This window comes from Deinococcus ficus (genome assembly GCF_003444775.1).
In the GTDB taxonomy this organism is placed as follows: domain Bacteria; phylum Deinococcota; class Deinococci; order Deinococcales; family Deinococcaceae; genus Deinococcus; species Deinococcus ficus.
The window spans coordinates 744,660-768,342 of sequence record NZ_CP021081.1; the positions used below are offsets into that span (position 1 = coordinate 744,660).

Annotated in this window: 23 protein-coding genes; 13 read left to right on the forward strand and 10 right to left on the reverse strand. The window is 71.1% G+C overall.

Translation table 11 applies throughout. The features are described from left to right. Positions 1 to 52: 52 nt before the first annotated feature. Positions 53 to 1,612, forward strand: coding sequence for an ABC transporter ATP-binding protein (locus DFI_RS03730; protein ID WP_022800020.1), 1,560 nt, complete (start codon positions 53 to 55; stop codon positions 1,610 to 1,612). A gap of 43 nt (positions 1,613 to 1,655) precedes the next feature. Here DFI_RS03730 and DFI_RS03735 read toward each other — a convergent pair whose 3' ends face one another. Continuing rightward, the gene (locus tag DFI_RS03735) at positions 1,656 to 2,513 is read right to left on the reverse strand and encodes an EamA family transporter (RefSeq protein ID WP_420810875.1); all 858 of its coding nucleotides are present in this window, start codon (positions 2,511 to 2,513) and stop codon (positions 1,656 to 1,658) included. Positions 2,514 to 2,678: 165 nt separating this feature from the next. Next, on the reverse strand, positions 2,679 to 5,195 hold the full coding sequence (gene glgP / locus DFI_RS03740; RefSeq protein ID WP_027461996.1) for an alpha-glucan family phosphorylase: 2,517 nt from the start codon (positions 5,193 to 5,195) through the stop codon (positions 2,679 to 2,681). A 65-nt stretch (positions 5,196 to 5,260) separates the two neighbouring features. Here glgP and DFI_RS03745 point away from each other — a divergent pair, with 65 nt between their 5' ends. After that, a complete protein-coding gene (locus DFI_RS03745) occupies positions 5,261 to 5,725 on the forward strand; it encodes a hypothetical protein (RefSeq protein ID WP_027461997.1) in 465 nt (154 codons plus the stop codon). A gap of 74 nt (positions 5,726 to 5,799) precedes the next feature. Here the strand turns inward: DFI_RS03745 and DFI_RS20075 are convergent, their stop codons facing one another. Together DFI_RS20075 and DFI_RS03750 are read right to left on the reverse strand one after the other, a co-directional pair. Next, a complete protein-coding gene (locus tag DFI_RS20075) occupies positions 5,800 to 6,258 on the reverse strand; it encodes a hypothetical protein (protein ID WP_155864499.1) in 459 nt (152 codons plus the stop codon). A 77-nt stretch (positions 6,259 to 6,335) separates the two neighbouring features. Next, on the reverse strand, positions 6,336 to 6,977 hold the full coding sequence (locus DFI_RS03750; protein ID WP_027461998.1) for a DUF4258 domain-containing protein: 642 nt from the start codon (positions 6,975 to 6,977) through the stop codon (positions 6,336 to 6,338). Positions 6,978 to 7,307: 330 nt separating this feature from the next. Between DFI_RS03750 and DFI_RS03755 the strand changes: the two genes are divergently transcribed. The 6 genes from DFI_RS03755 to DFI_RS03780 all read left to right on the forward strand — a co-directional run bounded on the left by DFI_RS03755 (position 7,308) and on the right by DFI_RS03780 (position 13,318). Further along, positions 7,308 to 8,171, forward strand: coding sequence for a GNAT family N-acetyltransferase (locus tag DFI_RS03755; protein ID WP_027461999.1), 864 nt, complete (start codon positions 7,308 to 7,310; stop codon positions 8,169 to 8,171). Positions 8,172 to 8,226: 55 nt separating this feature from the next. After that, the gene (locus tag DFI_RS03760; RefSeq protein ID WP_027462000.1) at positions 8,227 to 8,550 is read left to right on the forward strand and encodes a hypothetical protein; all 324 of its coding nucleotides are present in this window, start codon (positions 8,227 to 8,229) and stop codon (positions 8,548 to 8,550) included. 26 nt (positions 8,551 to 8,576) lie between these two features. After that, positions 8,577 to 9,365: a YdcF family protein gene (locus tag DFI_RS03765; protein ID WP_338030632.1), complete on the forward strand. Its 789-nt coding sequence runs from the start codon at positions 8,577 to 8,579 to the stop codon at positions 9,363 to 9,365. Positions 9,366 to 9,404: 39 nt separating this feature from the next. Beyond that, the gene (gene trmFO / locus DFI_RS03770; protein ID WP_027462002.1) at positions 9,405 to 10,808 is read left to right on the forward strand and encodes a methylenetetrahydrofolate--tRNA-(uracil(54)-C(5))-methyltransferase (FADH(2)-oxidizing) TrmFO; all 1,404 of its coding nucleotides are present in this window, start codon (positions 9,405 to 9,407) and stop codon (positions 10,806 to 10,808) included. A 102-nt stretch (positions 10,809 to 10,910) separates the two neighbouring features. Next, on the forward strand, positions 10,911 to 12,209 hold the full coding sequence (gene murD, locus DFI_RS03775; RefSeq protein WP_043776934.1) for a UDP-N-acetylmuramoyl-L-alanine--D-glutamate ligase: 1,299 nt from the start codon (positions 10,911 to 10,913) through the stop codon (positions 12,207 to 12,209). Continuing rightward, a complete protein-coding gene (locus DFI_RS03780; protein WP_027462004.1) occupies positions 12,206 to 13,318 on the forward strand; it encodes an FtsW/RodA/SpoVE family cell cycle protein in 1,113 nt (370 codons plus the stop codon). Before murD ends, DFI_RS03780 begins: the two co-directional genes overlap by 4 nt. Positions 13,319 to 13,379: 61 nt before the next feature. Here the strand turns inward: DFI_RS03780 and DFI_RS03785 are convergent, their stop codons facing one another. The 3 genes from DFI_RS03785 to ychF form a co-directional block, all read right to left on the reverse strand. Further along, positions 13,380 to 13,952: a mycothiol transferase gene (locus DFI_RS03785; RefSeq protein WP_027462005.1), complete on the reverse strand. Its 573-nt coding sequence runs from the start codon at positions 13,950 to 13,952 to the stop codon at positions 13,380 to 13,382. 20 nt (positions 13,953 to 13,972) lie between these two features. Then, positions 13,973 to 15,148, reverse strand: a complete 1,176-nt coding sequence (locus DFI_RS03790; protein ID WP_027462006.1) for a cytochrome P450 — start codon at positions 15,146 to 15,148, stop codon at positions 13,973 to 13,975. 126 nt (positions 15,149 to 15,274) lie between these two features. Continuing rightward, positions 15,275 to 16,372 (reverse strand): redox-regulated ATPase YchF, encoded by a 1,098-nt coding sequence (ychF, locus tag DFI_RS03795; RefSeq protein WP_027462007.1) that lies wholly within the window; start codon positions 16,370 to 16,372, stop codon positions 15,275 to 15,277. Between the two features lie 150 nt (positions 16,373 to 16,522). Here ychF and DFI_RS03800 point away from each other — a divergent pair, with 150 nt between their 5' ends. Both DFI_RS03800 and DFI_RS03805 read left to right on the forward strand, forming a co-directional pair. Further along, positions 16,523 to 17,179, forward strand: coding sequence for a YczE/YyaS/YitT family protein (locus DFI_RS03800; RefSeq protein ID WP_027462008.1), 657 nt, complete (start codon positions 16,523 to 16,525; stop codon positions 17,177 to 17,179). Positions 17,180 to 17,207: 28 nt separating this feature from the next. Then, positions 17,208 to 17,495 (forward strand): hypothetical protein, encoded by a 288-nt coding sequence (locus tag DFI_RS03805; protein ID WP_027462009.1) that lies wholly within the window; start codon positions 17,208 to 17,210, stop codon positions 17,493 to 17,495. An 84-nt stretch (positions 17,496 to 17,579) separates the two neighbouring features. Here the strand turns inward: DFI_RS03805 and DFI_RS03810 are convergent, their stop codons facing one another. The 3 genes from DFI_RS03810 to DFI_RS03820 all read right to left on the reverse strand — a co-directional run bounded on the left by DFI_RS03810 (position 17,580) and on the right by DFI_RS03820 (position 21,094). After that, entirely contained in the window at positions 17,580 to 17,927 is a 348-nt protein-coding gene (locus DFI_RS03810) for a hypothetical protein (RefSeq protein WP_027462010.1), read from the reverse strand. Between the two features lie 4 nt (positions 17,928 to 17,931). After that, complete coding sequence (gene guaA / locus DFI_RS03815) at positions 17,932 to 19,449, reverse strand: glutamine-hydrolyzing GMP synthase (RefSeq protein WP_027462011.1); 1,518 nt, start codon at positions 19,447 to 19,449, stop codon at positions 17,932 to 17,934. 82 nt (positions 19,450 to 19,531) lie between these two features. Further along, on the reverse strand, positions 19,532 to 21,094 hold the full coding sequence (locus tag DFI_RS03820; protein ID WP_027462012.1) for a hypothetical protein: 1,563 nt from the start codon (positions 21,092 to 21,094) through the stop codon (positions 19,532 to 19,534). A gap of 139 nt (positions 21,095 to 21,233) precedes the next feature. On the opposite strand from DFI_RS03820, the gene DFI_RS03825 reads away from it, so the two are divergent. From DFI_RS03825 to DFI_RS03835, 3 genes are read left to right on the forward strand one after another with little or no spacing between them, the layout of a single operon-like run. Then, complete coding sequence (locus DFI_RS03825; protein WP_027462013.1) at positions 21,234 to 22,298, forward strand: Mrp/NBP35 family ATP-binding protein; 1,065 nt, start codon at positions 21,234 to 21,236, stop codon at positions 22,296 to 22,298. After that, positions 22,295 to 23,047, forward strand: a complete 753-nt coding sequence (locus DFI_RS03830; RefSeq protein WP_081425703.1) for a helix-turn-helix transcriptional regulator — start codon at positions 22,295 to 22,297, stop codon at positions 23,045 to 23,047. The genes DFI_RS03825 and DFI_RS03830 overlap by 4 nt, the downstream gene beginning before the upstream one ends. Further along, positions 23,044 to 23,637, forward strand: coding sequence for a 2'-5' RNA ligase family protein (locus tag DFI_RS03835; protein ID WP_043776937.1), 594 nt, complete (start codon positions 23,044 to 23,046; stop codon positions 23,635 to 23,637). The genes DFI_RS03830 and DFI_RS03835 overlap by 4 nt, the downstream gene beginning before the upstream one ends. The last annotated feature ends 46 nt before the right edge of the window (positions 23,638 to 23,683 follow it).

Consider the following 23,683-nt stretch of genomic DNA (forward strand, 5'->3'; position numbering starts at 1 on the left):
CCCCGCCCGGCGGGGCATCCGGGCCCGGGGGTCAGGGCGTAAACTGTCAGGCATGACTGCTCCCGTTCCCGCTGCTTCGGCGGACCTGCACCACACGCACAACTCCCCCGTGGCCCTGTCGCTGCGCGGCATCACGAAACGCTTCCCGCTGGTCCTGGCGAACGACAACATCAGCATGGACGTGAAGTGGGGCAGCGTGCACGCGCTGTGCGGCGAGAACGGCGCCGGCAAGAGCACCCTGATGAAGATCGTGTACGGCGCCCAGCCGCCCACCAGCGGCGAGATCGCCGTGGACGGCCAGACCGTGCAGTTCCACGATCCCAGTGACGCCATCCGCCTTGGGATCGGCATGGTCTTCCAGCACTTCATGCTGGTGGACACCCTGAGCGTCACGGAGAACGTGATCCTGGGCGCCGAACCGGGCAGCGCCACCGCCATCAACTACGCCGCCGCCCGCCAGCGCGTGGCGGAACTGATCAAGCAGTTCAACTTCGACCTGAACCCCGACGCGCTGGTCGGGAGCCTCCCGGTGGGCCTGCAGCAGAAGGTCGAGATTCTCAAGACCCTGTACCGCGGCGCTCGCATCCTGATCCTCGACGAGCCGACCGCCGTGCTCACGCCCAGCGAGACGGACGAACTGTTCGACTTCCTGAAGAACAACTACGCCGCCAGCGGCAACGCCGTGATCTTCATCAGCCACAAGCTGCACGAGGTGCTGCACATCAGCGACACCATCAGCGTGATCCGCGACGGCAAGATGATCGGCTCCATTCCCGCTGCGGGCGCCACCACCGAAACCCTCGCGCAGATGATGGTGGGACGCGAGGTCACCCTGAAGGTCAACAAGCAGCCCGCCCGGCCCGGCGAGGTCGCCCTGGACGTCCAGAACGTCACCGTGAAAGGCGAGCACGGCAACGCCGTGAAGGGCGTGAGCTTCCAGGTGCGTGCCGGCGAGATCGTCGGCATTGCCGGCGTGGAAGGCAACGGCCAGAACCAGCTTGTCGAGGCGATCACCGGCCTGCGCGCCCCGGAAAGCGGCACCATCACCTACCTGGGCCGCGCCGCGCACGGCGTGCGGGGCGTGGAGGCCGCCGGCGTGTCCTACATTCCCGAGGACCGCAACGAACGCGGCCTGGTGCTGGACATGACCACCGCCGAGAACTACATGCTGGGCGAGCACGACCGCGCGCCCTTCGCCGGGAAGTTCGGGTTCCTGAACCTGGACGCCATCGAGCAGAACGCCAGGACCCTCTCTGAGCAGTTCGACGTGCGGCCCCGCAGCGCGTCCCTGCCCGCCAAGAGCTACAGCGGCGGGAACGCGCAGAAGATCATCGTGGCCCGCGAGATGCGCAAGGGCCCTAAGATCCTGGTCGCCAGCCAGCCCACCCGCGGCGTGGACATCGGCGCGATCGAGTTCATTCACGCCCGCATCGTCGAGGCGCGCGACCAGGGCCTCGCGGTGCTGCTCATCAGCGCCGACCTGGGCGAGGTCATGAACCTCAGCGACCGCATCCTGGTGATGTACGAGGGCCAGATCGTCGGGGAGGTGGAGGCCAGCGGCGCCACCGAGACGCAGCTGGGCCTGCTGATGACCGGCAGCGGCCAGCACTGAGGTCGCGTCAGGCGGGGGGCCGGGGATGCACCCCGGCCCCTTTTTATGGGCCCTCGCCCTGCCGGCTGCTCAGGTTGATGCCGGCGCTCGCGGCGATCACGCACAGCATCGCCAGCCACTGCGCGCCGCTCAGGTGCTCCTGCAGGAACAGCCAGCCGCTCAGGGCCGCGATGGCCGGCTCGATGCTCATCATCACCCCGAACACCCGCGCCGGAATGGCCCGCAGGGCGATCATCTCCAGGGTGTACGGCAGGGCGCTGGACAGCACCGCCACCCCCACGCCCAGCAGGAACAGGTTCGGCGTGAGCAGTTTCGTGCCGGCCTGCGCCACCCCGAACGGCAGGGTCACCAGGGCCGCGACCAGCATGCCCGCCGCGACGCCGGTCGTGCCGGGCACGCTGCGGCCCAGCCGGCCCCCGGCGAGGATGTACGCTGCCCAGAACGCGCCGGCCAGCAGCGCCAGCCCGATCCCCACCAGGCTCACCGCCTCACCTCCGCTGCCGTGCGGGGTGATCAGCCAGATGCCCAGGCCTGCCAGGGCCACCCACGCGAAATCCTGTGCCCGGCGCGACAGGGCCATGGCGAGCGCCAGCGGGCCCACGAACTCGATGGTCACCGCCAGCCCCAGTGGCAGGTGCAGCAGCGACTGGTAGAAGGCGAGGTTCATCAGGCCCAGCGCCAGCCCGTACGGCACGACCGCCGCCCAGCCCGCGCGGCCCAGCGCGCGCAGGTTCGGGCGGAACACCGCCAGCAGGATCACGGCCGCCAGTGACACCCGCAGCGCCGACGTGCCGCCCGGCCCCAGGTCCGGGAACAGCGTCTTGGCCAGCGCCGCGCCCCCCTGAATGCTGAGCATGGCGAGCAGCAGCGCGGGCACCGGGGGCAGGCGGACAGCAGACATGACCGGCATTACAGCACCTTCCCGCCGGTGTCCCGTGCACGATCTGGACAGGCTCCCCGCCGCCGCAGGCCTGTTCAGGGTCGCCAAGCGTGGGTGAGCGACAAAGGAACTCCCCCGCCCGGGCGTGGGGCAGGGGAGAGGCTGTTCAGTGGTGTGGGTCTGGGCTTACGCCCACTTGATCAGGCCGGCCTCCAGCGGGTTGCTCAGCCCGGGAACCTCCGGGATCATGCGCACGCCCACGGAGTACAGGCCACTCTCGGTGAGGGGCACGTCGGCGCGGAAGGTGCCGTCCGGCTGCACCTGCAGCGGGTGGTGCGTGAGGTGCCCGCCGCGGTTCAGGACCGCCTCGACCTTCAGTTCGTTCAGCTTGATGCCGGCGGAGTTCACCTGCGCGGTCACGGGAATCGTCTGACCGGGCTGGGCGCTGGCCGGGAGGGTGGCCTGCGCGGTGATGGTGGTGTACGGCCACTGGGCGCGCACCCAGGTCTTCCAGGCGCCCAGGTCCCGGGCGCGCTGGGCGCCGTTCGCGGCGACTTCCGCGCCCCGCACGGCCAGCGGGCGGTAGTACTTCTGCACGTAGTCGATGACCTGCCGCTGCATGGAAAAGCGCGGGCTGACCGTCTCGATGGACCGGCGGACCGTGTGCGCCCAGGACTGCTCGCCGGACTGCGTGCCGTAGTAGCGGGGCACGATCAAGTCCTCCAGCGTCTCGTACAGGCTGTAGGCGTCGGCGTCGTCCTGCACGTTCAGGTCGGCGTACTCGCGTTCCTCGCCGATGGGCCAGCCGTTCGTGCCGTCGTACCCCTCGCGCCACCAGCCGTCCAGCACGCTGAAGTTGGGCGAGCCGTTGAAACTGGCCTTCATGCCGCTCGTGCCGGACGCTTCCAGCGGACGGCGGGGGTTGTTCAGCCAGATGTCCACGCCCTGCACGAGGTGACGGGCGACGTTCATGTCGTAGTTCTCCAGGATCACGATCTTCCCGCGGAACTCGGGCTCCTGCGACACCCGGTAGATCTCCTGGATGAACGCCTTGCCGGGGTTGTCGGCCGGGTGGGCCTTCCCGGCGAACACGAACTGCACCGGGTGCTCCGGGTCGTTCACGATGCGGCTGAGCCTGGCCTTGTCGCGGAACAGCAGCGTGGCGCGCTTGTACGTCGCAAATCTCCGCGCGAACCCAATGGTCAGGGCCTTCTCGCTGAGCAACTCGTCGGTGGCGGCCACGTCCGCGGCCGAAGCGCCGTTGCGGAGCATCTGCTCGCGCATGCGGGCGCGCACGAACGTGATCATCTCGCGCTTCATGACCAGCTGCACGTCGCTCAGCTGCGCGTCCGAGAGGTTGTCCACGCCCTTCCACATGTCCTCGTCTTCCAGGCGCTCGGTCCAGTCGGCGGGCAGCACGGTCGAGAGCAGGTCCCGCATGTGCTGGGACGTGAAGGTCAGGTTGTGCGCCCCGTTCGTCACGTGCCCGATCGGGACTTCCTCGGCCTCGGCGCCGTCGTACAGGAACTTCCACATGTCGCGGCTGACCTCGCCGTGCAGTTCCGACACGGCGTTCGCCGCGCGGCTCATGTTCAGCGCGAACACCGTCATGGAAAACGCCGGCACCAGATGCCCGTCCCAGTGCTGGTCATGGCGGGCCAGGGCGTACAGGTCGTCGCGGCTGGTCGCCAGCTGCGCCGGCCAGTCCCCGATGTAGCGGTCCATCAGGTCGTACGCGAACGCGTCGTTCCCCGCCGCGACCGGCGTGTGCGTGGTGAACAGCGTGCTGCTCGCCACCGTCTCCAGCGCCGTGCGGAAGTCCAGGCCGCCCGCGACCAGCTCCCGCACACGTTCCAGGCCCAGCAGCGCCGCATGCCCCTCGTTCATATGGTACACGTCCGCCGGCACGTTCAGCGCCCGCAGCGCCCGGATGCCCGCCACGCCCAGCAGCACGTACTGCTGCACGCGCAATTCCTGGTTGCCGCCGTACAGCCGCGCCGTGAGCTTGCGGTCGTCCTCACTGTTCTCCGGGACGTTCGTGTCCAGCAGCAGCACCCGGATGCGGCCCACCTGCAGCTGCCACACGCGAACCTGCACCGTCCGGCCCGCGATCTGCACACTCACGCGGACCTCCTGCCCGTCTGCCGTCTTCGCGGGCGTCAGGGGCAGGGTGGTCAGGTCCAGGTCGTCGTACGCCTCGTTCTGCCAGCCGTCCTTGTCGAACAGCTGCCGGAAGTACCCCTGGTGAAACAGCATCCCCACCGCCGTGAAGGGAATCCCCAGGTCCGACGCGCTCTTGCAGTGGTCGCCGGCCAGCACGCCCAGCCCCCCGGAGTAGATCGGCAGGGACTCGTGGAACGCGTACTCCATGCTGAAGTACGCCACCGGCTTCATGTCCGGCGCGTTCCTCGCCGCCCAGGTGTCCCGCTTGCCCATGTACGCGTCGAAGTCCGCCATCACCTGCGCGTACCGCTCCAGGTAGGCGGCGTCCGCGGCCACCTGCTCCAGCCGCTCCCGCGGCACCTCCAGGAGGGTCCGCACGGGGTTTTGCTGGAAGCGCTCCCAAATGGACGAGTCCAACTCCCGGTACAGCGCCTGCGCCCGCGGCGTCCACGACCAGTACACGTTGTACGCCAGCTCCGAAAGCCGCGACACCGCCGCCGGAAGCTGCGGCAACACGGTCACTTTCCCAATCACGTTCATGGCCCTGAGCTTACCGCACCCAGCCCCGCCAACCGCCCCCACCCCCCATGACCTACCCTGCCCCCATGACCGACCCCGCCCCCCTCACCCTCCTCAACGACGAAGGCGACCGCCTCGCCCGGCACCTCACCCAGACCCTCCACATCACCGAACACCAGCTCACCCGCACCACCCTCATCGGCCGCACCCTCACCTACAACCTGCTCCAGGCCTTCCCCCCCACCCTCGAACAGATCACCCGCCGCGCCGGACACCCCCTCCAGGCGCAGCTCACCACCGACGACCGCGGCCGCGCCCTGCTCCGCATCACCACCCCGGACGGCCAGGAACGCGCTCGCCTCCCCGCCGAAGACCTCCTCCACACCCTCCTGTACACCCACGGCCGCCTCCACCCCACCCTCCACACCCACCTGCAGGACGCCCTGACCGGCGATGAACACCACGCCACCCGCGCCCTCGTCGCTGCCCTGCGCAGCAAACCCGTCCTGGACGCCATGAACCGAGCACTCCAGAAGCTGATGGGGAAGTGAGGGGTGTCTCCGATGCCCGGCGGAACGAAGACAGGAGGCCATCAACGTTGGCTGTCAATCAATGTTGTTGGGGGTCACAAGTCATTGATGCAGATCAAGTTTTTGGGCGACGTCCCCTCGGTGGCTTCGGAGGGGCAGGCCTGAATGAAGAGGCCTGGCCAACCTAGCGTGCTGTCCAGCGAGAAGTAAGACACCGGAGCCGACCGTCGGGCCGTCCATTCTTCCAGCAATTCGCCTGCTTCGCCGAAACAGGCTGATTTGAGCAGGTAGGGTCGTCCCTTCGCGAAGCCGTAGGCTCTCGACGACCAGGAAGAGCCGGGGGCGACGACCGGACTGGTGTCTCGACCGCCCTCTCCTGAGACCGAGACCTGCAGTCCGCCCGGGCAATTCGTCCGAACTGCACCGAACTCGGGAAGATTCGCGACATGCAGATCTGCCTGCGCCCAGTCCCCAATGGGAATCACTGTTCCACATGACGACAGCGAGGCTGAAAATAAGACCAGCGCCAGTGCTCGCCATCTGAAAGGGGACATGCTTTCACGCTACAGTCTGTGCGTCCACGGTGCAGTCCCATCTGCGGCATCCCGCAGCAAGTCTCCTATTGCTCAGTTCAGGCGCTTTTTTTCCATTTGCCTTTGCTGCGGTAGCCGACCTTGTTGCCGGCCTGGGCGGTGCGGGTGCGGATGCGTTCGTCGTCGTAGCGGAGCATCAGGGCGAGGCGGGCGCGGCTGATGATGTGGTGGGGGTTTTTGGGCACGAAGGCGGTGACGATGTCCACGTGGCCGTCGCGGTAGTGCTGCACGACGACGTGCAGGGGGAGTTTCACGCCGTGCGCTTCAAAGTACCCGGCGACCAGCCAGCGGTGCTCCTGGGTGTACACGGCCTTGACGCGGCCGGCCAGGAGGACGTGCATGATGTCGTGTTCGAGGAAGCCTTCGGCGCGGGCGTGCTGGATGGCGTGCGGGCAGATGTGGTAGCGGGCGTCGTACACGGCCTCGCGGAGTTTCAGGTGCGCGCGGCCGAGGCTGAATTCGTCGGTGTTGACGCCGTCGAGGTCCACGGCCCGCTGGGGTTTGAGGGGCGTGGTGGTCTTTTTGGTGCTGGGGGCGGGTTCAGGGGGTTTGCGGGCGGCTTTTTCGGCGCGGTGCAGCTGGGCACGCAGGGCGAGGAGGTCCATGCCGGGGCGGGTGTCGTGGGCGGGGGGCGTGTCCGTCCTGGCGGCAGGCTGTTGTTTGCTGGGTCGTTTCGTCATGGCGCAGCACCTCCCGGCGAGCCGTGGTCGCCCGGTCCCTGAGTCTGCCCGCGCCGCTTCCCTGAAAAAGGAAAAATCCCCTCAAACACGCGTGTCGTGTTCGTGGGGTGGCAGGCGAAGTACCCAGTTCAGGGCATAAGCGGAGTGTATCACGCGTCCTGAAGTGAAGATGTGACGCTCCCGGCTGACACGCGGGGGGGGGAATCCTAGGCTGAGCGCAGTGAACCCAGCACTGCACGCGCCCGATCCGCACGCGCTTTGCGCCAGACGGCCTGATTCCTAGTTTCGCCCCGGTCCCGGCCGGGAACCGCATCACAGGAGGCACCGCAGATGATTCGCCCCATGCAGCACACCGACACGCCCGACGTCCTGACCCTGCTTCACTGGATGGACGGTGCGCCGGAACGCGAGGTGTTCGCCCCGGACGCCCGTGACCCGCACGAACTGCGCATGGAGGTGGAGGACAGCCGCTGTTACGTCACCGACGGACCGGACGGCGTGGACGCCTACTGCGGCATCAGTCCCTTCCGGGACGGCATGATCCTGGAAGGCCCGGTGGGCCACGACCCGGCCCGCATGAAGAACCTGATCGAGCGGGCCGTGAAGGACGCCGAGGGCCTGCCGGTGTACGCGTTCTGCTCGCGGGACAACACGCTGGTCCGGGACGCGCTGGAAGCGGCCGGGCTGAACCCCATGCACAGCACCGCGTTTTACAGCGCGCCCATCAGCGCCCTGCAGCACGCGCGGCCGCTGCCGCCCGGGTACACGTTCTCGGATTCCCTGGGCTTCACGGAGTACCGGGACCTGTACCGCGCCGCGGAGGACGCCTGGGCGGACCGCCTGGAGTGGACGCCGGAGGAGTACGACGCGCACTTCCGGCACGGGGACGTGAAACTCGTGGCCCTGCGCCGCGAGGGGCGCCCGGTGGGTTTCGCGGAACTGGAGCTGTGCCCGGAGGAGTCCCGCGCGGACCTGACGTACCTGGCGGTGCACCCGGCCGAGCGGGGCCGCGGGTACAGCCGGGCCCTGGTTGCGCAGGCGGCGCGCGTGGCGGGGCAGGACCCCACGGTGAAGACCCTGCGGGCGCGGGCGCATGACCACATGCACTCCGCGCGGGCGCTGTACACGAAACTCGGCCTGAACCAGTGCCGGTCCATCGTGACCTACATGAAGGAAGCGGAAGAGGAGGCCTGAACCGCCCGGTCTTGGTTACGGTCCGGGGCGGCGGGGGCAGGTACGCTCGGCGCCTATGGGAAAGAAGGCCCGCCTGTCCGACCGCACGCCGCAGCCGGCGTTCGTGACCCTGCGGGACCTGCCGGGCACCCGCGTGGTGTTCTGGATGGTCTCGGAGTGCCCGTACTGCGCCGGGCAGCACCTGCACGTGGCCGGGAACCTCCGGAACACGGAGACGGAGGTGGTGCTGGGCGAGGTGCCCGCTCCCTGCGACATGGAGCGCACGTACGTGCTGAGCCTGCCGCCCCGCCCGAAGAAGAAGAAGGGAAGACGCAGTGAGCGCCGCGAGCGGCATGAGGCGTGGCTGGACGACCCTGCGGACGGCTGGGGTGAGGACTGACCCCCGCAGCGGCTAGACTGCCGCGCGTGACGGACCGGATCGCCGGCGTGATGGAAGGCCTCGCTCTGGGCGCGGCGCTGGGCCTCCTGGCCGCCTTTCTGGGCGAGGTGCGTGCGCCCGTTCCGCTGCTGCTGGCGCTGCTGGTCGTGGGGGGGCTGCTGGGCACCTTCGGGACGGCGCGGCGCGTGTTCAGGGTGGGGTGCGGCCTGCTGGTGGCCGTGCTGAGCCTGACGCTGCTCACCCCGGTGCTGCGCGGGCCGCTGAACGCCCTGACGCTCTCCCAGACGCCGGTGCCGGCCGACGCGGTCGTGGTGCTGGGCGGCGGCGTGCAGTGCGGCACGCGCGCGCTGGCCCCCACCAGCGCGGCGCGGCTCGCCCGCGGCCTGGAACTGTGGCGGGCCGGATACGCGCCGCGCCTGACGGTTTCCGAGCAGTCGGACGTGTTCAGCGCCACCTGCCCGAAAATCAGCGGGATCATGCAGGCTCAGGTCCGCGCGCTGTACCCCACCGCCGGGCCTGAGGTGCTGAAGCTGCGGAACGTCACCACCACCCGCGACGAGGCCGCCCGCGTCCGCGACCTCGCCCGCGCTGGCGGATGGACGCGGGTGCTGCTGGTCACCTCGCCCAGCCACTCGCGCCGCGCCGCCGCGCTCTTCCGCGCCTCTGGCCTGACCGTGACCAGCGTGCCCGCCGACGAGACGCTGTACGACCCCACGCTGCCGCTGCCCAGCGACCGCCTGTACGCCCTGCGCACCCTGCTCTACGAGGCCCTGTCCCACGTGAAGGCCGCGCTGGGCGCGACCCCCGAACGGTAGACAGTTCCCCGGCCGCCCGGCCCGTACACTGTCCCCCTGATGAGCGGTTCCGACAATACCCCCACCATTACCGTGATCGGCGCCGGGCTCGCCGGGTCCGAGGCCGCGCTGGCCGCCGCGAAGCAGGGCGTGCGCGTGCGCCTGTTCGAGATGCGGCCCGTGAAGATGACGCCCGCGCACCGCACCGGGAACTTCGCGGAGCTGGTGTGCAGCACCAGCCTGGGCGGGGAAGGGGAGATGCAGAGCAAGGGCCTGCTGCAGGCCGAGATGCGCAGCGTCGGCGCGGCCATCGTGACCAGCGCTGACGCCGCCCGCGTGCCCGCCGGGAACGCCCTGGCCGTGGACCGCGAGGCCTTCAGCGAGACGGTCACCGCAAAGGTCCGCGCTCACCCCCTGATCGAGGTGGTGCCCGGCGAGGTGACCCTCATTCCCGACGGGATCGTGGTGATCGCCACCGGGCCCCTCACGTCCGACGCGCTGGCCGAGGACGTCGCCCGGCTCACCGGCAGCGAGCGCCTCGCCTTCTACGACGCGGCCGCGCCCGTGATCGAGGCCGACAGCATCAACTTTGATGTCGCGTGGCGCGCCGGGCGGTACGACCAGCAGGCCGACTACGTCAACTGCCCCTTCGCCAAGGAGGAGTACCTGGCGTTCATCGCGGCGCTGGAACAGGCCCGGGCGCACACCCCGCACGACTGGGAGAAACTGGAATTCTTCGAGGGCTGCATGCCCATCGAGGAGATCGCCCGGCGCGGCGTGGACACCCCCCGCTTCGGCCCGATGTCCCCGAAGGGCCTGGACGACCCCCGCACCGGCCGCTGGCCGTACGCCGTGGCGCAGCTGCGCCAGGAGGACGCGCAGGGCCGCATGTGGTCCCTGGTGGGCTTCCAGACCGGCCTGAAGTGGGGCGACCAGAAGACCCTGGTGCAGATGATCCCGGGACTGGAGAACGCCGAGATCGTGCGCTACGGCGTCATGCACCGCAACACGTACCTGAACGCCCCGCAGGTCCTGCACGGCACCCTGCAGCTGCGCGCCGACCCGCAGAAGTTCGTGGCGGGCGTGCTGGCCGGCACGGAAGGCTACCTGGAGTCCAGCGCGACCGGCTGGCTGGCCGGCACGAACGCCGCCCGCCTCGCCCTGGGCCAGGAGCCGCTGACCCCGCCGGCCGAGAGCATGCTGGGCGGCCTGGTGCGGTACCTCGCGTCCGCCAACCCCAAGGGCTTCCAGCCCATGAACGTGAACTGGGCGCTGGTGCCGGAACTGCCCGCCCCCATCAACCCCAACACCGGCAAGCCCCGCAAGCTGGGCAAACGGGAGAAGCGGCCCCCCATGTACCGCCGCGGCCTGGAGGCATTCACGGCCTGGGCCCGCACGGACGCCGGACTGGACGTCACTGAACCCGCGCCTGCTCCGGCGGAACCGGCCGAAGTGCCCGCCTGAGTCCCGGCGCCCCTGAGGCCCCGCCACGGGGCGGAGAACCACCTCACGCGCCCGCTGCGGGGCTCCTCACCCGCACGGCGCGTTTTCGCCTATGGTGTGCATGTGAACCTGGGGAACAAGGTACTGATTTACGGGCTGGGCCGCAGCGGACGGGGCGTCGCGCGGTTCCTGGCCGGGCGGGGCGTGCGGGCGGACTGGGTGGACGCCCGCCCCGCCCCCGAGGACGAGGCCCTGACCGCCGACCTGGGCCTGACGCGCGGCGACGCGCAGGGCAGTTACGACACCGTGATCGCCGCGCCCGGCGTGCCCATCGACCACGCCGACCTGAACGCCCTGCGAGGCAGGGGCGCCGAGGTGATCGGTGAGGTGACGCTGGCCGCCCGCGCCCGCCCGGACCTGCCGATGGTCGGCGTGACCGGCACCGCCGGGAAGGGCGGCACCACCGTGCTCACCGCCCACCTGCTGCGCACCTGCGGCCTGAGCGCCCTGGAAGGCGGGAACATCGACCCGCCGCTGCTGGACGTCGTGGACCGCGCCGAGGTCGCCGTGGTGGAACTCAGTTCCTTCCAGCTGGAACGCGTCCCCGGCCTGCGGCTCCCGGTGGCGGTCATCACGAACCTGGGCGTGGACCACCTGGACCGCCACCGCACCGTGGAGGCCTACCACGCTGCCAAACGCAACATCACCGCCGGGCAGGAGGCCGGGGACGTGCTGGTCGTGCCCGCCGGCCTGGACGTCCCCACCCGCGCCGATGTGCGGGCGTTCACCCCGGACCGCCTCGCGCTCGCCAACGGCACCGAGGTGCTGCCCGTGGCCGAGCTGCCCGAGGGCCTCCACCCCGCGAACGCCGCCGCCGCCCTGCTGGCCGCCGAGGCCCTGCTGCGCCACCTGGGCCGGCCGGTGGACCCCGCCACGCTGGCCGCTGGCCTGCTCAGCGCGCAGCCCGTGAAGGGCCGCTTCGAGACGGTCGCCCGCCTGGGCGAGGTCCGCTTCATCGAGGACAGCATCGCCACCCGCACCATCGCCGTGCAGGCCGCGCTGGAGCGCGCCGCCGCCCCGATCGCGTGGCTGGTCGGCGGGCGGGACAAGGGCGCCGACCTCGCGCCGCTCCGGGACGCCGCGCAGGGCCGCGTGGTCAAGGTCATCGCCTTCGGCGAGGACGGCCCGGCCCTCGCCGAGCGGCTGGGCCTGCCCGCCGAGACCGTGACCGGCACCACCCCCGACGAGACACTCATGAACGCCGCCCGCGCCGGCCTGCACGCCCTCCCGGACGGACGCGGCACGGTCCTGCTGGCGCCCATCGGCACCAGTTTCGACATGTTCCGCGACTACAAGGCCCGCGGTGAGAGCTTCACCCGCGCCGCCCGGCAGCTCGCCGGCCTGGAGGGTGACGCCCCGTGAGCATTCAGCTGGTGCTCGCTCAGCTGCTCCTGATGACCCTGGGCCTGATCGGGGTCGCCACCGCCGAACCGGGCAAGATCCTCGACCACGGCAGCAAACTCCTGCTGGGCCTCACCGTGACCTTCATGGCCGCCCGCCTACCCCCCCGCACGTACCTGCGCCTCGCCACGCCCGCGTGGCTGTTCACGCTGATCCTGCTGGCCCTGGTGCTGGCCGTCGGGGTGGGCACCGAGGAGAGCAGCGCCACGAAACGCTGGCTGGAATTCGGCCCCGTGCGCTTCCAGCCCAGCGAGCTCGCCAAGCTGGGCCTGGTGCTACAACTCGCGTCCTTCTTCTCCCGCCGCGGCGTGGAACGCAAACTGATCAGCGCCACCGGCATGATCCTGCTCACCACCCTGCTCGTCTTCCTCGAACCGGACCTGGGCACCAGCGTCCTTACGTTCGGGCTGGGCATCATCCTGATGTTCGCGGCCGGCGTGCGCATCAGCAACATCGCGTGGTTCGGCCTGGCGCTCACCCTGGTCAGCCTGCCCGTGGCCGGCATCTACCTGGAAAAACACCCGTACATCATGGAACGCTGGCGCGGCCACCAGAACCACGAGGCCGAACTCGTGCAGGGCCTCGACCAGATCGGCAAGGCGCACCGCGACCTCAGCAACGGCGGCCTGTGGGGCCTCGGCCCGGACGGCCCCCGTTACGAGTACTTCGCCGCGCACACCGACATGATCATCGCCTCGGTGGGCTTCAGCACCGGGCTGCTGGGCGTGACCATGGTGTTCTTCGCGTACTGGATGATCGTGTCCACCGCCCTGCAGGTCAGCCAGCTGGCCGCCCGCATCCGCCCCATGACCCCGGAAATCCACGGGGCGAGCACCATGGCGACCGGCGCGATGTTCATGATCGTCGGGCAGGCCCTCGTGAACCTCGCCGTGGCCGCCCGCATCTTCCCCGTGACCGGCGTGCCGCTGCCGCTCGTCAGTTACGGCTTCAGCTCCATCCTCACCATGAGCCTCGCGCTGGGCATCATTCACAGCGCCATGCGCGTCGTGCGTTCGCAACTGCCGGCCGAACCCAACCCGGCGGAACTCATGGCCATCGCCACCGACTGAGAGGATAAAGATAAGGGGCGGCGCGGGGTGTTCCCGGGCCGCCCTGATTATTTTCAGCGGGTCAGGACGGCGCGGGCGCCTCGGCCTTCCCGGCCTCGATGGCCTTGCGCAGCAGCCGGATCTGCCCGCGGTGACTGACCTCATCCTCCATCACGTGAAACCAGGCCCAGTGCTGGTTCGCGAAGCCCATCGCGTCGCCCGGCAGCAGGCTGGCGAGCCACGCGTCGTCCCGGGTGCGCAGTTCGGCCAGCGTCGCCGCCCGCACCTCCCGCAGTTGCCCCAGCAGGTCGTCCAGGGTGCGGCCCTGCACGCGTTCCCCCTGCTCGCCGAAGGTCATGGCGCCCACGAACGGCCGGTACGCGGGCGTGTCCTCCGTGATCGGGTCGCGGCCCTCGAAGGACAGGAACTGGTAGATGCGGTCGGTGGCGGCCACGTGCGCCAGCAGCATCCCGATGCTGTTCGTGAAGCCGAGCGGCACGGCATCCAGGTCCTTCACGCTCAGCCCCTGCACGGCGTGCTCGGTGGTCATGCGCGCGTACGCGAGCATCTGCACTAGTCGGCCGATGCCGGGCGTGAAGCCGGCCTCCGGCTCGATGCGGTACCAGCGCTGCCAGGAGGTGTCTTCCGGGGTCATGCCCGCAGTGTAGGGCGCGCTCAGGGCACTGCGGTGCTCACCTGAGCGCGGCGCTGCACCACCAGCGGGCCGGCCGGGCCCAGCGTGATGCCGGGGCGGGCCCGCGCGTCCCCCCAGTGCGCCCGCAGGGGCGGCAGGCCCTCAAGCACGGTCAGGATGATGCTCTGCGCGAGGTGCAGGCCCAGGCAGGTGCGCTCCCCGCCGCCGAACGGCAGGTAGGCCCACGCGGGCGGAGGCGCCGCCCAGCGGTGCGGGCGGAACGCCAGCGGGTCTGGCCACAGCGCCGCGTCCCGGCCCGTCAGGTACGGCGAATACAGCGCGACCGCGCCACCTGGAAGGCGCACGCCCTGCCAGTCCACGTCCCGCGCCAGCCGGCGGCTGCCCATCCACCCGGGCGGCCACAGGCGCAGCACCTCCTTCAGCACCCACGGGTGCCCCTCCGGCCGGTGCCACTCCGGGTGCAGCGCCAACTGCCACAGCGCGTACGCCAGGGCATGCGTGGTCGTGTCGTGCGCCGCGGCCAGACTCACCCGCGCCTCCAGCAGCCCGTCCGGCACGCCCGCCAGGAATCCCAGAAGGTCGTCCCGGCCGCCCTCCCGCGCCCGCAGGTCCATCAGGCGGCGCAACTCCCCGTCCATCCGGCGGAACAGCAGGGGCCGCGGCACGGCCGGAACCGGAAACGGCCGCCTCAGGGGCGCCAGGAACGCGTGCAGCAGCCGCTCGTCGGCCTCGCCACTGAAGTACGCGGCGTTCAGGGCGCGCAGCACCGCCCCGTCCGCCCAGGCCAGCGCGTCGAACGGCCCCTCCGGCACGGCCGGCACCGCCCGCCTCACCCGCTCCTGCAGCGCCAGGACCGCCCGCCGCCCGAACCCCGGGTTCAGCACGCCGCGCCGCCCGGCGTGCTCCGGCACGTCCGACAGGATCACCCCGCCCGACAGGTACGGCACCACCCGCGAGAAACTTCCCGCGCTCACGAAGGTCTCCAGGTCCGACAGCAGCCGCCGGTTCCACGCCGGGCTGAAGCCCACCACCGCCGGCAGGCCCAGCCGCAGCCGGAACACGTCCCCTCCAGCGCGGCGCGCCGCCTCGGCGCCCGCCTCGATCAGCGGCAGCGGTGCGCGCCCCCACTCGGGCAGGTGCCCGAACGCCCTCACTTCACACGGCGGCTCCGGCAGGGCGGCAAACGAGGACGGCACGCCCCACCCTACCCCGCAGGCAAAGCAGAACGCCCACCCCGGAAACCTGGGATGGGCAATCCGAGCCGGCTGGGGCCGCCGCGGGTTTCAGAGCCCGCTTGACGACCGCGCCGGGCAGTATTTGCTTTACATGTTGTGCAGCACGTTCATGATGTCGCCGTCTTTCATGACGTAGTCCTTGCCCTCGGTGCGCACCCAGCCCTTGCTCTTGGCGGCGGCCCAGCCGCCGGCCTCCACCATCCTGTTCCACTCGATCACCTCGGCGCGGATGAAGCCGCGCTGCAGGTCGCTGTGGATCTCCCCGGCCGCTTCCGGCGCCGTTTCACCCTTGCGGATCGTCCAGGCGCGGACTTCCTTCTCGCCGCTGGTGATGAACGTGATCAGGCCCAGCGTCTCGTACCCGACCTTCACGAGCTGGTCCAGGCCGCTTTCCTGCACGCCCAGGTCATGCAGGAACTCGCGGGCCTCGTCCTCCGGCATCTCGGCCAGTTCACCCTCGATCTGCGCGCTGATCTTCACGACCTGCGCACCTTCTTTCGCGGCGTACTCGCGCACGAGCTTCACGTACTCGTTGTCCTCCGTCAGGTCGCCCTCGCCGACGTTCGCGACGTAGATCACGGGTTTGGTGGTGATCAGCCCGAACTCCTTCGGCACGCGGCCCTCGATCTCGGCTGCGCGGGCGGGCTTGCCCTCGCCCAGCACCTGAATCAGCGCCTCGGCCATCTCCAGCTGCTCCTTGGCTTCCTTGTCGCCGCCCTTGGCCTTCTTCTGGAGGTTCTGCGCGCGTTTTTCCAGGCCGGAGAGGTCCGCCAGGATCAGCTCGGTGTTGATGGTCTCGATGTCGTCGAGGGGGTCCACCTTGCCGGCCACGTGAATGACGTTCCCGTCCTCGAAGCAGCGGACGACGTGCGCGATGGCGTCCACCTCGCGGATGTTCGCCAGGAACTGGTTTCCCAGCCCCTCGCCCTGAGAGGCCCCCTTGACGAGCCCGGCGATGTCCACGAACTCCACGAAGGTGGGGATGATGGGCGGCACGCGCTCGCCTTTCGTGAACACCTGACTCAGGGCCGTGAGGCGCTCGTCCGGCACGGTCACCCGGCCGACGTTCGGTTCGATGGTCGCGAAGGGGTAGTTCGCCGCCAGGGCGCCCGCGCGGGTGATCGCGTTAAAGAGCGTGCTCTTGCCGACGTTCGGCAGACCGACAATTCCAATACCTAAACCCATGATCAGCACTCTCCTCGCCCGCCCGGGCGCCCAGGGGGCCGGCCGGCGGGGCAACCCTGACAGTTTACGTCACGCGCTCCCGCGCGCCCGGCCGGGGGCCGTCCAGTCAGGCCAGGCGCACTTGCAGGCGCGGGCGGTACGCTCGGCGGCATGACCCGCGCCGCTCCGCTGATTCACCTGACCCGCCTGCCCCGGGCGGGCCAGTACGCGCTGCTGCTCGCGGGCCTGTTCATGTACGGCCTGAGCCTGCGCCTGATGCTGAACGCCGGGGTGGGCGTGTCCCCCTGGGACGTGTTTCACGTGGGCGTCACCCGGCACCTGCCGGTCACGGTGGGGATGGTCAGCATCGGTTCGGGCCTGCTGCTGCTGGGGTACACGGCCCTGGTGCTGCGCGAGAAGTTCGGGCCGGGCACCCTGCTGAACATCCTGCTGATCGGGGTGGTCATGGACCTGCTGGCGACCGTGGTGCCGCACCCGGCGCAGCCGCCCGTGCAGTGGGCGCAGTTCCTGCTGGGCGTGCTGCTGCTGGGGCTCGCCACCGGCGCGTACGTGGGCGCGGGCCTGGGCGCCGGCCCGCGGGACAGCCTGATGCTGGGCCTGCACCGCGTGTACGGCTGGCCGGTGGCCCGCATCCGCACGGCGGTGGAGGTCGTGGTGCTGCTCGCCGGCGTGCTGCTGGGCGGCCCGGCCGGCTGGGGCACGCTGGCCTTCGCGCTGCTGGTGGGTCACAGTGTGAGCGTCGGGCTGCGGCTGTTCGGACTGGGACCAGAAAAACCCCAACGCGGCCTGGGTGCCCGCCCATCGTGACCTCACCTGCCCGAACGCAGACTGGGGCATGACCACCACGCTTCCCCCCCAGGCGCAGGACGCCATGACCACCCAGCTTCAGGCCATCCGGGACCGGCTCCTGGAACCCGGCGACGCCCGCCCGGACCCCGAGAGCCTGGACATCACCACCCGCGAGAAGGGCAGCGGCGTGCTGGTCGTGACCGTGCAGGGCCGCGCGGACGACGTGCACCGCGTCACCCCCACCACCGCTACCTTCGAACTGCACCCCCGCACCCAGGACGGCGAGGTCACGTACACGAGCACCGAGGTGGACTACAGCAGCTCCGACTACTGACGCCCCGGTAAAACGCGAAGGGACGCCCAGTCGTGCCGGGCGTCCCTCTGCGTTGTGCTGGCGCTTCTGGTCAGCGGGCCCGGATCACGCCGGCCCGGCGGTGAGCTGGTAGCCCGCCCACTTCCGCCAGAAGGCCTGCAGCCGGTCCAGGCACGCGTGGGCCTCCGGGGAGTCGCGGCGGTCGGTGTGCAGGTACCGGCGCAGCCACTCCGTCTTCGCCTGAAGGTACGCGGCGTGATGTCCGGCGGTCCCGCCGGGGTTCGGGGTCACCGTCTCCCAGCGCGGCTCGAAGGACTCCAGCAGCCACAGGGACAGCTCCTCGCAGGCGGCCTGCGCGGCGACCGGGTTCACGTCCGGCAGCGCCCCGCCCACGTCCACCAGGATGTGCGGCTGGAACACCTGTTCCAGTTCGGCGTGGCGGTCCGCGGTCACGCGCTCACTCCCACTCGATGGTGGCGGGCGGCTTGCCGGTGATGTCGTACACCACGCGGTTGATCTCGTGCACCTGGTTCACGATGCGGTTGCTCATGGTCGCCAGGAACTCGTACGGCAGCCGCGCCCACTCGGCAGTCATGAAGTCGTCGGTGCTCACGGCGCGCAGCGCGGCCGTGTAGCTGTAGGTGCGCTCGTCGCCCATCACGCCCACGCTGCGGATCGGGGTGAGGACCGCCAGCGCCTGCGAGCAGCCGTCGTACAGCCCGAACTCGCGCAGGCCCGAGATGAAGATGTCGTCCACGCGGCGCAGGATGTCCAGTTTCTCCTCGCTCACCGCGCCCAGGCAGCGGATCGCCAGACCCGGACCGGGGAAGGGGTGGCGCATGCGGATGTGCTCCGGCAGGCCCAGCAGCCGCGCGATCTCGCGGACCTCGTCCTTGAACAGAGTCCGGAAGGGTTCCACCAGCTTGAACTTCAGGTCCTCGGGCAGGCCGCCCACGTTGTGGTGGCTCTTGATGTTCGCCGCGCCCTCCCCGCCGGCGGACTCGATCACGTCCGGGTACAGGGTGCCCTGCGCCAGGAAATCAAAGTCGCCCAGCTTGGCGGTTTCGCGTTCGAACGCGCGGATGAACTCCCGGCCGATGATCTTGCGTTTCTGCTCCGGGTCGTCCACGCCGCTCAGCGCGCCCAGGAACTCCTCGCGGGCGTCCACGGTGATCAGGTTCACGCCCAGCGGCCGCAGCGCCGCTTCCACCTGCTCGCGTTCGCCCAGGCGCAGCAGCCCGTGGTCGATGAACACGGCCGTCAGCTGGTCCCCCACGGCCTTCGCGAGCAGCAGCGCCAGCGTGCTGGAATCCACGCCGCCGCTGATGCCCAGCAGCACCCGGCCCTGGCCCACCTGCGCCTGCACGTCGGCGACCAGTTCGTCCACGATGTGCTCGGCCGTCCAGTCGCGCGTCACGCCGCAGATGTCCAGGAAGTTCGCCAGCAGCTGACCGCCCTTGGGCGTGTGCACGACCTCCGGGTGGAACTGCACGCCGTAGCGCCGCGTCTGCGTGTTCTGAATGCCAGTCACGGGCGTGTCCTCGGTCTGGGCGCACACCTCGTACCCCTGCGGCAGCTGCGTGACGCTGTCACTGTGGCTCATCCACGCCACGAACTCGCCCTGGATGCCGCGGAACAGCTCGCCGCCGTACTGCGTCAGGTCGGCCTTGCCGTACTCGCGTTTCCCGGCGCGTTTCACGTCCCCGCCCGCCTGGTGCGCCAGGTACTGCATGCCGTAGCACACGCCCAGCACCGGGATGTCCAGGTCCAGCACGCCCGGAGCGGGCTTCGGGGCGTTCTCGTCGTACACGCTGCTGGGCCCGCCACTCAGCACGAGGCCCTGAGGGTTTTCCTGCTGAATGCGCTCCAGGCTGGCCCCGCCCGGCAGGATGACGCTGTACGCGCCCAGTTCCCGGAACCGGCGGGCGATCAGGCGCGTGAATTGACTCCCGAAATCAAGGATGACGATGCTCACGACCCGGATTCTCTCACGCGGGCGCCCCTCCCCGTCCGGCCTGCCCAGCAGCCCAGCCCGGACCCCCGCCGGTCGCGCGGCCTCAGCGGGCCAGGACGACCGGCACCGGCCGGCCCAGCGGGGCGCTGAGTTCCACCGTGACCGGCGCGCGCCCCGCGGCCGTGAACTTCAGGGTGTACGCCCCCTCGCCGTTCAGGTGCAGCGTGCCCGGCACCTGCCCCAGGGCCTGCCCGGCGTAGTGCCCCCGGCCGGCCGGGGCGCGCAGCACGAACGCCTTGGCGCTCTGCGCGCCCCGCACCGTGAAGGCCACGTCACAGCACGCCGCGCCCGCCTGGGCCGGCGTCCCGAACGCCCGCGCCGCCCACAGGACCCCCACCGTCAGGACCAGCAGGGCCAGCAGCGGCCACACCCAGCGCGGCAGGGCCGGCCCGGGCGGCGGCGCGGGCACCTCGCGCACCACGCGCCACGTGCCGTCCTCGTCCCAGCCGATCCGGATCGGGTCGCCCTGGCGGTGCCGGCCCGGCAGTTTCCCCGCCTCCAGCGGCCGCTCCCCCTCCGGGCCGGGCTCGGGCGGCAGGGGCTCCCGGCGCATGTGCTCGGGCACGCGCGGCACGTCCCGCATGGTCAGGCGCGGGGCCGGCGCGTCCCCGTCCACCGCGTCACTGTGCGCCAGCTCCGGCGTCCAGTCGGGCAGGTCGTCGTCCCCGCCGATCACGGTGACGGGTGTGTCCGTCTCCCCGGCCCCAAAGCCGATCCGCAGGGGGTGGATTTCCGTGGTGGCCGCCTCGGCCCGCTGCGCTTCGGCCTGGGCGCGCAGGCGTTCGGCCTTGCGTTTCGCGCCGGCCTGCGCGTCCAGAATCGCCTGTGCGCGGCGTTCCTCGTTCTCCCGGCGGCGGCGCTCCTGCGGCGTCTCCTTCCCGGGGTCTGGGGCAGGGGCCGCGGGGGCCGCCGGAGGTTCCGGCGTGACCTCCGGCGCCGCGCGGATCACGATCACCTCCGCCTCCGAGGGCGCGGCGGCCACCGGCGCCGCCTGGGGGCGGGCTGGTGCGGGGTCCGGCGCGCGCACGCCGGCGATCTCGGGCGGCAGGTCCGGCAGGGGCTGCTCGCCGTTCAGGGCGCGCAGGGCGTCCAGGGCGCTCACCCGGTCGGCCTGCCGCGCCAGGGTGCGCAGCGGGGTCGGCACGCCCCCCAGGGCGTCCAGCGTCCGGGCCAGGTCCCGCAGGTCTCCGGCGGGCGTGGGTTCGTCCTGCCAGGGGAGGCCGGCGCCGGCCAGCAGCACCTCGCCGTCCACCGCCCACAGCTGCGCGGCGCTCACCCCGCCGTGCGCCTGCCCGCGGGCGTGCAGGGCGGCCAGGGCGGCCAGTGCGCCCCGCGCGGCCGGCTCGGGGTCACGGGCGGGCTGGGCGGCCAGCGGCAGCTCGGTCACCAGGTACGCCTGGGTGCCGTCCAGGCCGGCGTCCGTGAAGGGCAGCAGCGGCGCGGTGCCGGGCAGGTCCGGCAGCGTGACCGGGTGGGGCAGCAGGTGCAGCAGGGCGGGCATGCCCGTCAGGCGGTCGGTGGCGCGCACCGTGCGCACGCCCCCGCCGGACTCGTCCGCCAGGGGCTGCACGTCCCGCGCCGCCACGTAAGGGCCGATGGGCTTCATTGCCGGCAGTATAGGCCGCGCCCGTCCCGCGCCCGGCACGGTTGCGGGGGCCGCCGGCGGGTGTTCCGGCGTCCGTGACCGGCCAGTGTGACGCCGTGGCTTGCTGTGCCCGGGCGCCGGGTGGTACTACTGGCGGGATATGCGTGACGCTCTCATGAACGCCCTGAAAACAGTGAACGACCCGGAGCTTCACCGGGACCTCGTGTCGCTGGGCATGATCGAGCGGGCCGAAATGGACGGCGGGCTGGCGCACGTGAAGGTGAACCTCACCACCCCCGCCTGTCCCCTGAAGGGCAAGATCGAATCGGACGTCCGCGCGGCGGTCCTGGCGGTGCCGGGCGTGCAGGACGTCCGCGTGACCTTCGGCGCGACCGTGCGCGCCGCGGCGCAGCCGGCCCTGCCGGGCGTGAAGCACGTGGTGCTGGTCGGCAGCGGCAAGGGCGGCGTGGGCAAGAGCAGCGTGGCCGTGAACCTCGCCGCGTCCCTGGCCCGGGACGGCGCGCGGGTGGGCCTGCTGGACGCCGACGTGTACGGCCCCAGCGTGGCGCACATGATGGGCCAGCCGGCCGCGCGCATCACCGCCAACGAGGACCGCAAGATGCTGCCCCTGGAAGCGCACGGCGTGAAGTTCCTCAGCATGGCGAACCTCTCGCCGGCCGGGCAGGCGCTGGTGTGGCGCGGGCCGATGCTGCACTCGGCCATCCAGCAGTTCATCAAGGACGCCGCGTGGGGGGAACTCGATTACCTGATCGTGGACCTGCCCCCGGGTACTGGGGACGTGCAGCTGTCCCTCACGCAGACGGTGCAGGTCACCGGGGCGGTCATCGTGACCACCCCGCAGGACGTGGCCCTCATCGACGCGGCGCGCGCGGTGGACATGTTCCGCAAGGCCAGCGTGCCGGTGCTGGGCGTGGTGGAGAACATGAGTTACTTCGTGGCGCCCGACACCGGGCACACCTACGACATCTTCGGCCGGGGCGGCAGCCGCAAGCTGGGCAGCGAGTACCCGCTGCTGGGCGAGATTCCCTTGGACGTCGAGGTCCGGCAGGACGCCGATCAGGGCGCCCCGGCGGTGCTGGCGCACCCGGACTCGGCGGCCGCGCAGGCGCTCGCGGGCGTGGCCCGGACCCTGGCCGGGCAGATCAGCGTGCGCACGCTGCACTCCACCCTGGCGGAGTTGCCGGACCAGCTCACCGTGGTATGACGGCCCTGACCGTCACCCCCCTGCACGTCACGACCAGCGCGGCGAACGGCACGGAGCGCACCAAACGCCGGCTGCTGGACGTCCTGAAACGCTGCGGCCCGCAGACTGCCCAGGACCTCGCCGGGCAGCTGGAGGTCACCGTTCCGGCCGCCCGGCGGCACCTGGGCGACCTGCTGGACCACGGCCTGATCGAGACGCGGGTGGAGAAACCCGGCGGGCGCGGCCGGCCGCAGCACGTGTACCGCCTGACCGAGCGGGGCGAGGCGGCCTTCCCGAAAACGTACGCGGCGCTGTGCGTGGACGTGCTGCGTCACCTGCAGGACCTGTACGGCCAGGACGCCGTGCTGAAGGTCTTCGAGGCCCGCAACGAGCAGGTTGCCGGCCCGCTGAAAGAGGAACTGGACGCCCTGGACAGCCTGCCCGCGCGGCTGGCCCTGCTGACCGCGCGCCTCACCGAGCAGGGCTTCGACGCCGTGCTGGAGGAGACGCTGGAAGGCGGGGAGGTCGTGTGGACGATCACGCAGCGCAACTGCCCCAGCCTGACCGTGGCCCGGCAGTTCCCGGAGCTGTGCATGGCCGAACTGACCTTCATGGCGCACCTGACGGGCCTGCCGGTCACCCGCGACGCCCGGATCGTGACCGGGCAGCCCTACTGCCGTTACCGCGTGGCGGCTGGCGCGCACGCTGAATCCGCAATTGGGGCCTCGTGCCCCTGCCGCGCGGCACAGCCGGGCCAGGACGGAAAATGAGCGGGTTCCTGCCGACGGTCGGGGAGAAACCCCCGCCGCTGCACAGTCTGGTGGCGTGGCCGCCCGAGGCGCTGGACACCTGGATGCGCCGCACGCAGGCGCGCCTGGGCGTGAGCGGGTTCGGGCTGCCACACCTGAACATCCGCGCGCCCTTCCAGACGTCCCTGAGCGCCGCCGAGCTCACGGCCGCCTTCCGGGACGTGCTGCGCGACCAGACGGAGTTCGAGGTGCAGATCAAGGGCTGGAAGCGCCTGCCGAACGTGCTGTTCCTGCAGTGCGGCGCGGGCGGCATCCTGCGCGCCCTGCACGAGCGGGCGCTGGAGGTGGGGCCGTCCAGCCGCGCGCCGTACGACGGGCCGGACTTCGTGCCGCACCTGACCCTGGCGCTGGGCGTGCTGCCCTGCGCCGAGGACGAACTGTGGGCCGCGGTGCAGGACCTGCGCCCGCCGGTCTCGTCGTTTACCGTGCAGGCGCTGAGCCTCACGCGGGAGGAACGGGGGGAGGTGCAGGAACTGCACACCTTCCCCCTGCTGCCGGTGGGCGCGCCGCGCGAACCGGAGTTCCTGCCGGCCGGCGCGGAACCCAGCTGAGACGCCCGCCGGCAGTCCCTCCTTTCAGGGGGCCGCCGGCGGCTTT

Bases quoted from the DNA above. Each gene is read 5' to 3' on its own strand.
- DFI_RS03730 (WP_022800020.1), top strand. From the start codon at position 53: ATGACTGCTCCCGTTCCCGCTGCTTCGGCGGACCTGCACCACACGCAC.
- DFI_RS03735 (WP_420810875.1), bottom strand. From the start codon at position 2,513: ATGTCTGCTGTCCGCCTGCCCCCGGTGCCCGCGCTGCTGCTCGCCATG.
- glgP (WP_027461996.1), bottom strand. From the start codon at position 5,195: ATGAACGTGATTGGGAAAGTGACCGTGTTGCCGCAGCTTCCGGCGGCG.
- DFI_RS03745 (WP_027461997.1), top strand. From the start codon at position 5,261: ATGACCGACCCCGCCCCCCTCACCCTCCTCAACGACGAAGGCGACCGC.
- DFI_RS20075 (WP_155864499.1), bottom strand. From the start codon at position 6,258: ATGTCCCCTTTCAGATGGCGAGCACTGGCGCTGGTCTTATTTTCAGCC.
- DFI_RS03750 (WP_027461998.1), bottom strand. From the start codon at position 6,977: ATGACGAAACGACCCAGCAAACAACAGCCTGCCGCCAGGACGGACACG.
- DFI_RS03755 (WP_027461999.1), top strand. From the start codon at position 7,308: ATGATTCGCCCCATGCAGCACACCGACACGCCCGACGTCCTGACCCTG.
- DFI_RS03760 (WP_027462000.1), top strand. From the start codon at position 8,227: ATGGGAAAGAAGGCCCGCCTGTCCGACCGCACGCCGCAGCCGGCGTTC.
- trmFO (WP_027462002.1), top strand. From the start codon at position 9,405: ATGAGCGGTTCCGACAATACCCCCACCATTACCGTGATCGGCGCCGGG.
- DFI_RS03785 (WP_027462005.1), bottom strand. From the start codon at position 13,952: ATGACCCCGGAAGACACCTCCTGGCAGCGCTGGTACCGCATCGAGCCG.
- ychF (WP_027462007.1), bottom strand. From the start codon at position 16,372: ATGGGTTTAGGTATTGGAATTGTCGGTCTGCCGAACGTCGGCAAGAGC.
- DFI_RS03800 (WP_027462008.1), top strand. From the start codon at position 16,523: ATGACCCGCGCCGCTCCGCTGATTCACCTGACCCGCCTGCCCCGGGCG.
- DFI_RS03805 (WP_027462009.1), top strand. From the start codon at position 17,208: ATGACCACCACGCTTCCCCCCCAGGCGCAGGACGCCATGACCACCCAG.
- DFI_RS03820 (WP_027462012.1), bottom strand. From the start codon at position 21,094: ATGAAGCCCATCGGCCCTTACGTGGCGGCGCGGGACGTGCAGCCCCTG.
- DFI_RS03825 (WP_027462013.1), top strand. From the start codon at position 21,234: ATGCGTGACGCTCTCATGAACGCCCTGAAAACAGTGAACGACCCGGAG.
- DFI_RS03830 (WP_081425703.1), top strand. From the start codon at position 22,295: ATGACGGCCCTGACCGTCACCCCCCTGCACGTCACGACCAGCGCGGCG.
- DFI_RS03835 (WP_043776937.1), top strand. From the start codon at position 23,044: ATGAGCGGGTTCCTGCCGACGGTCGGGGAGAAACCCCCGCCGCTGCAC.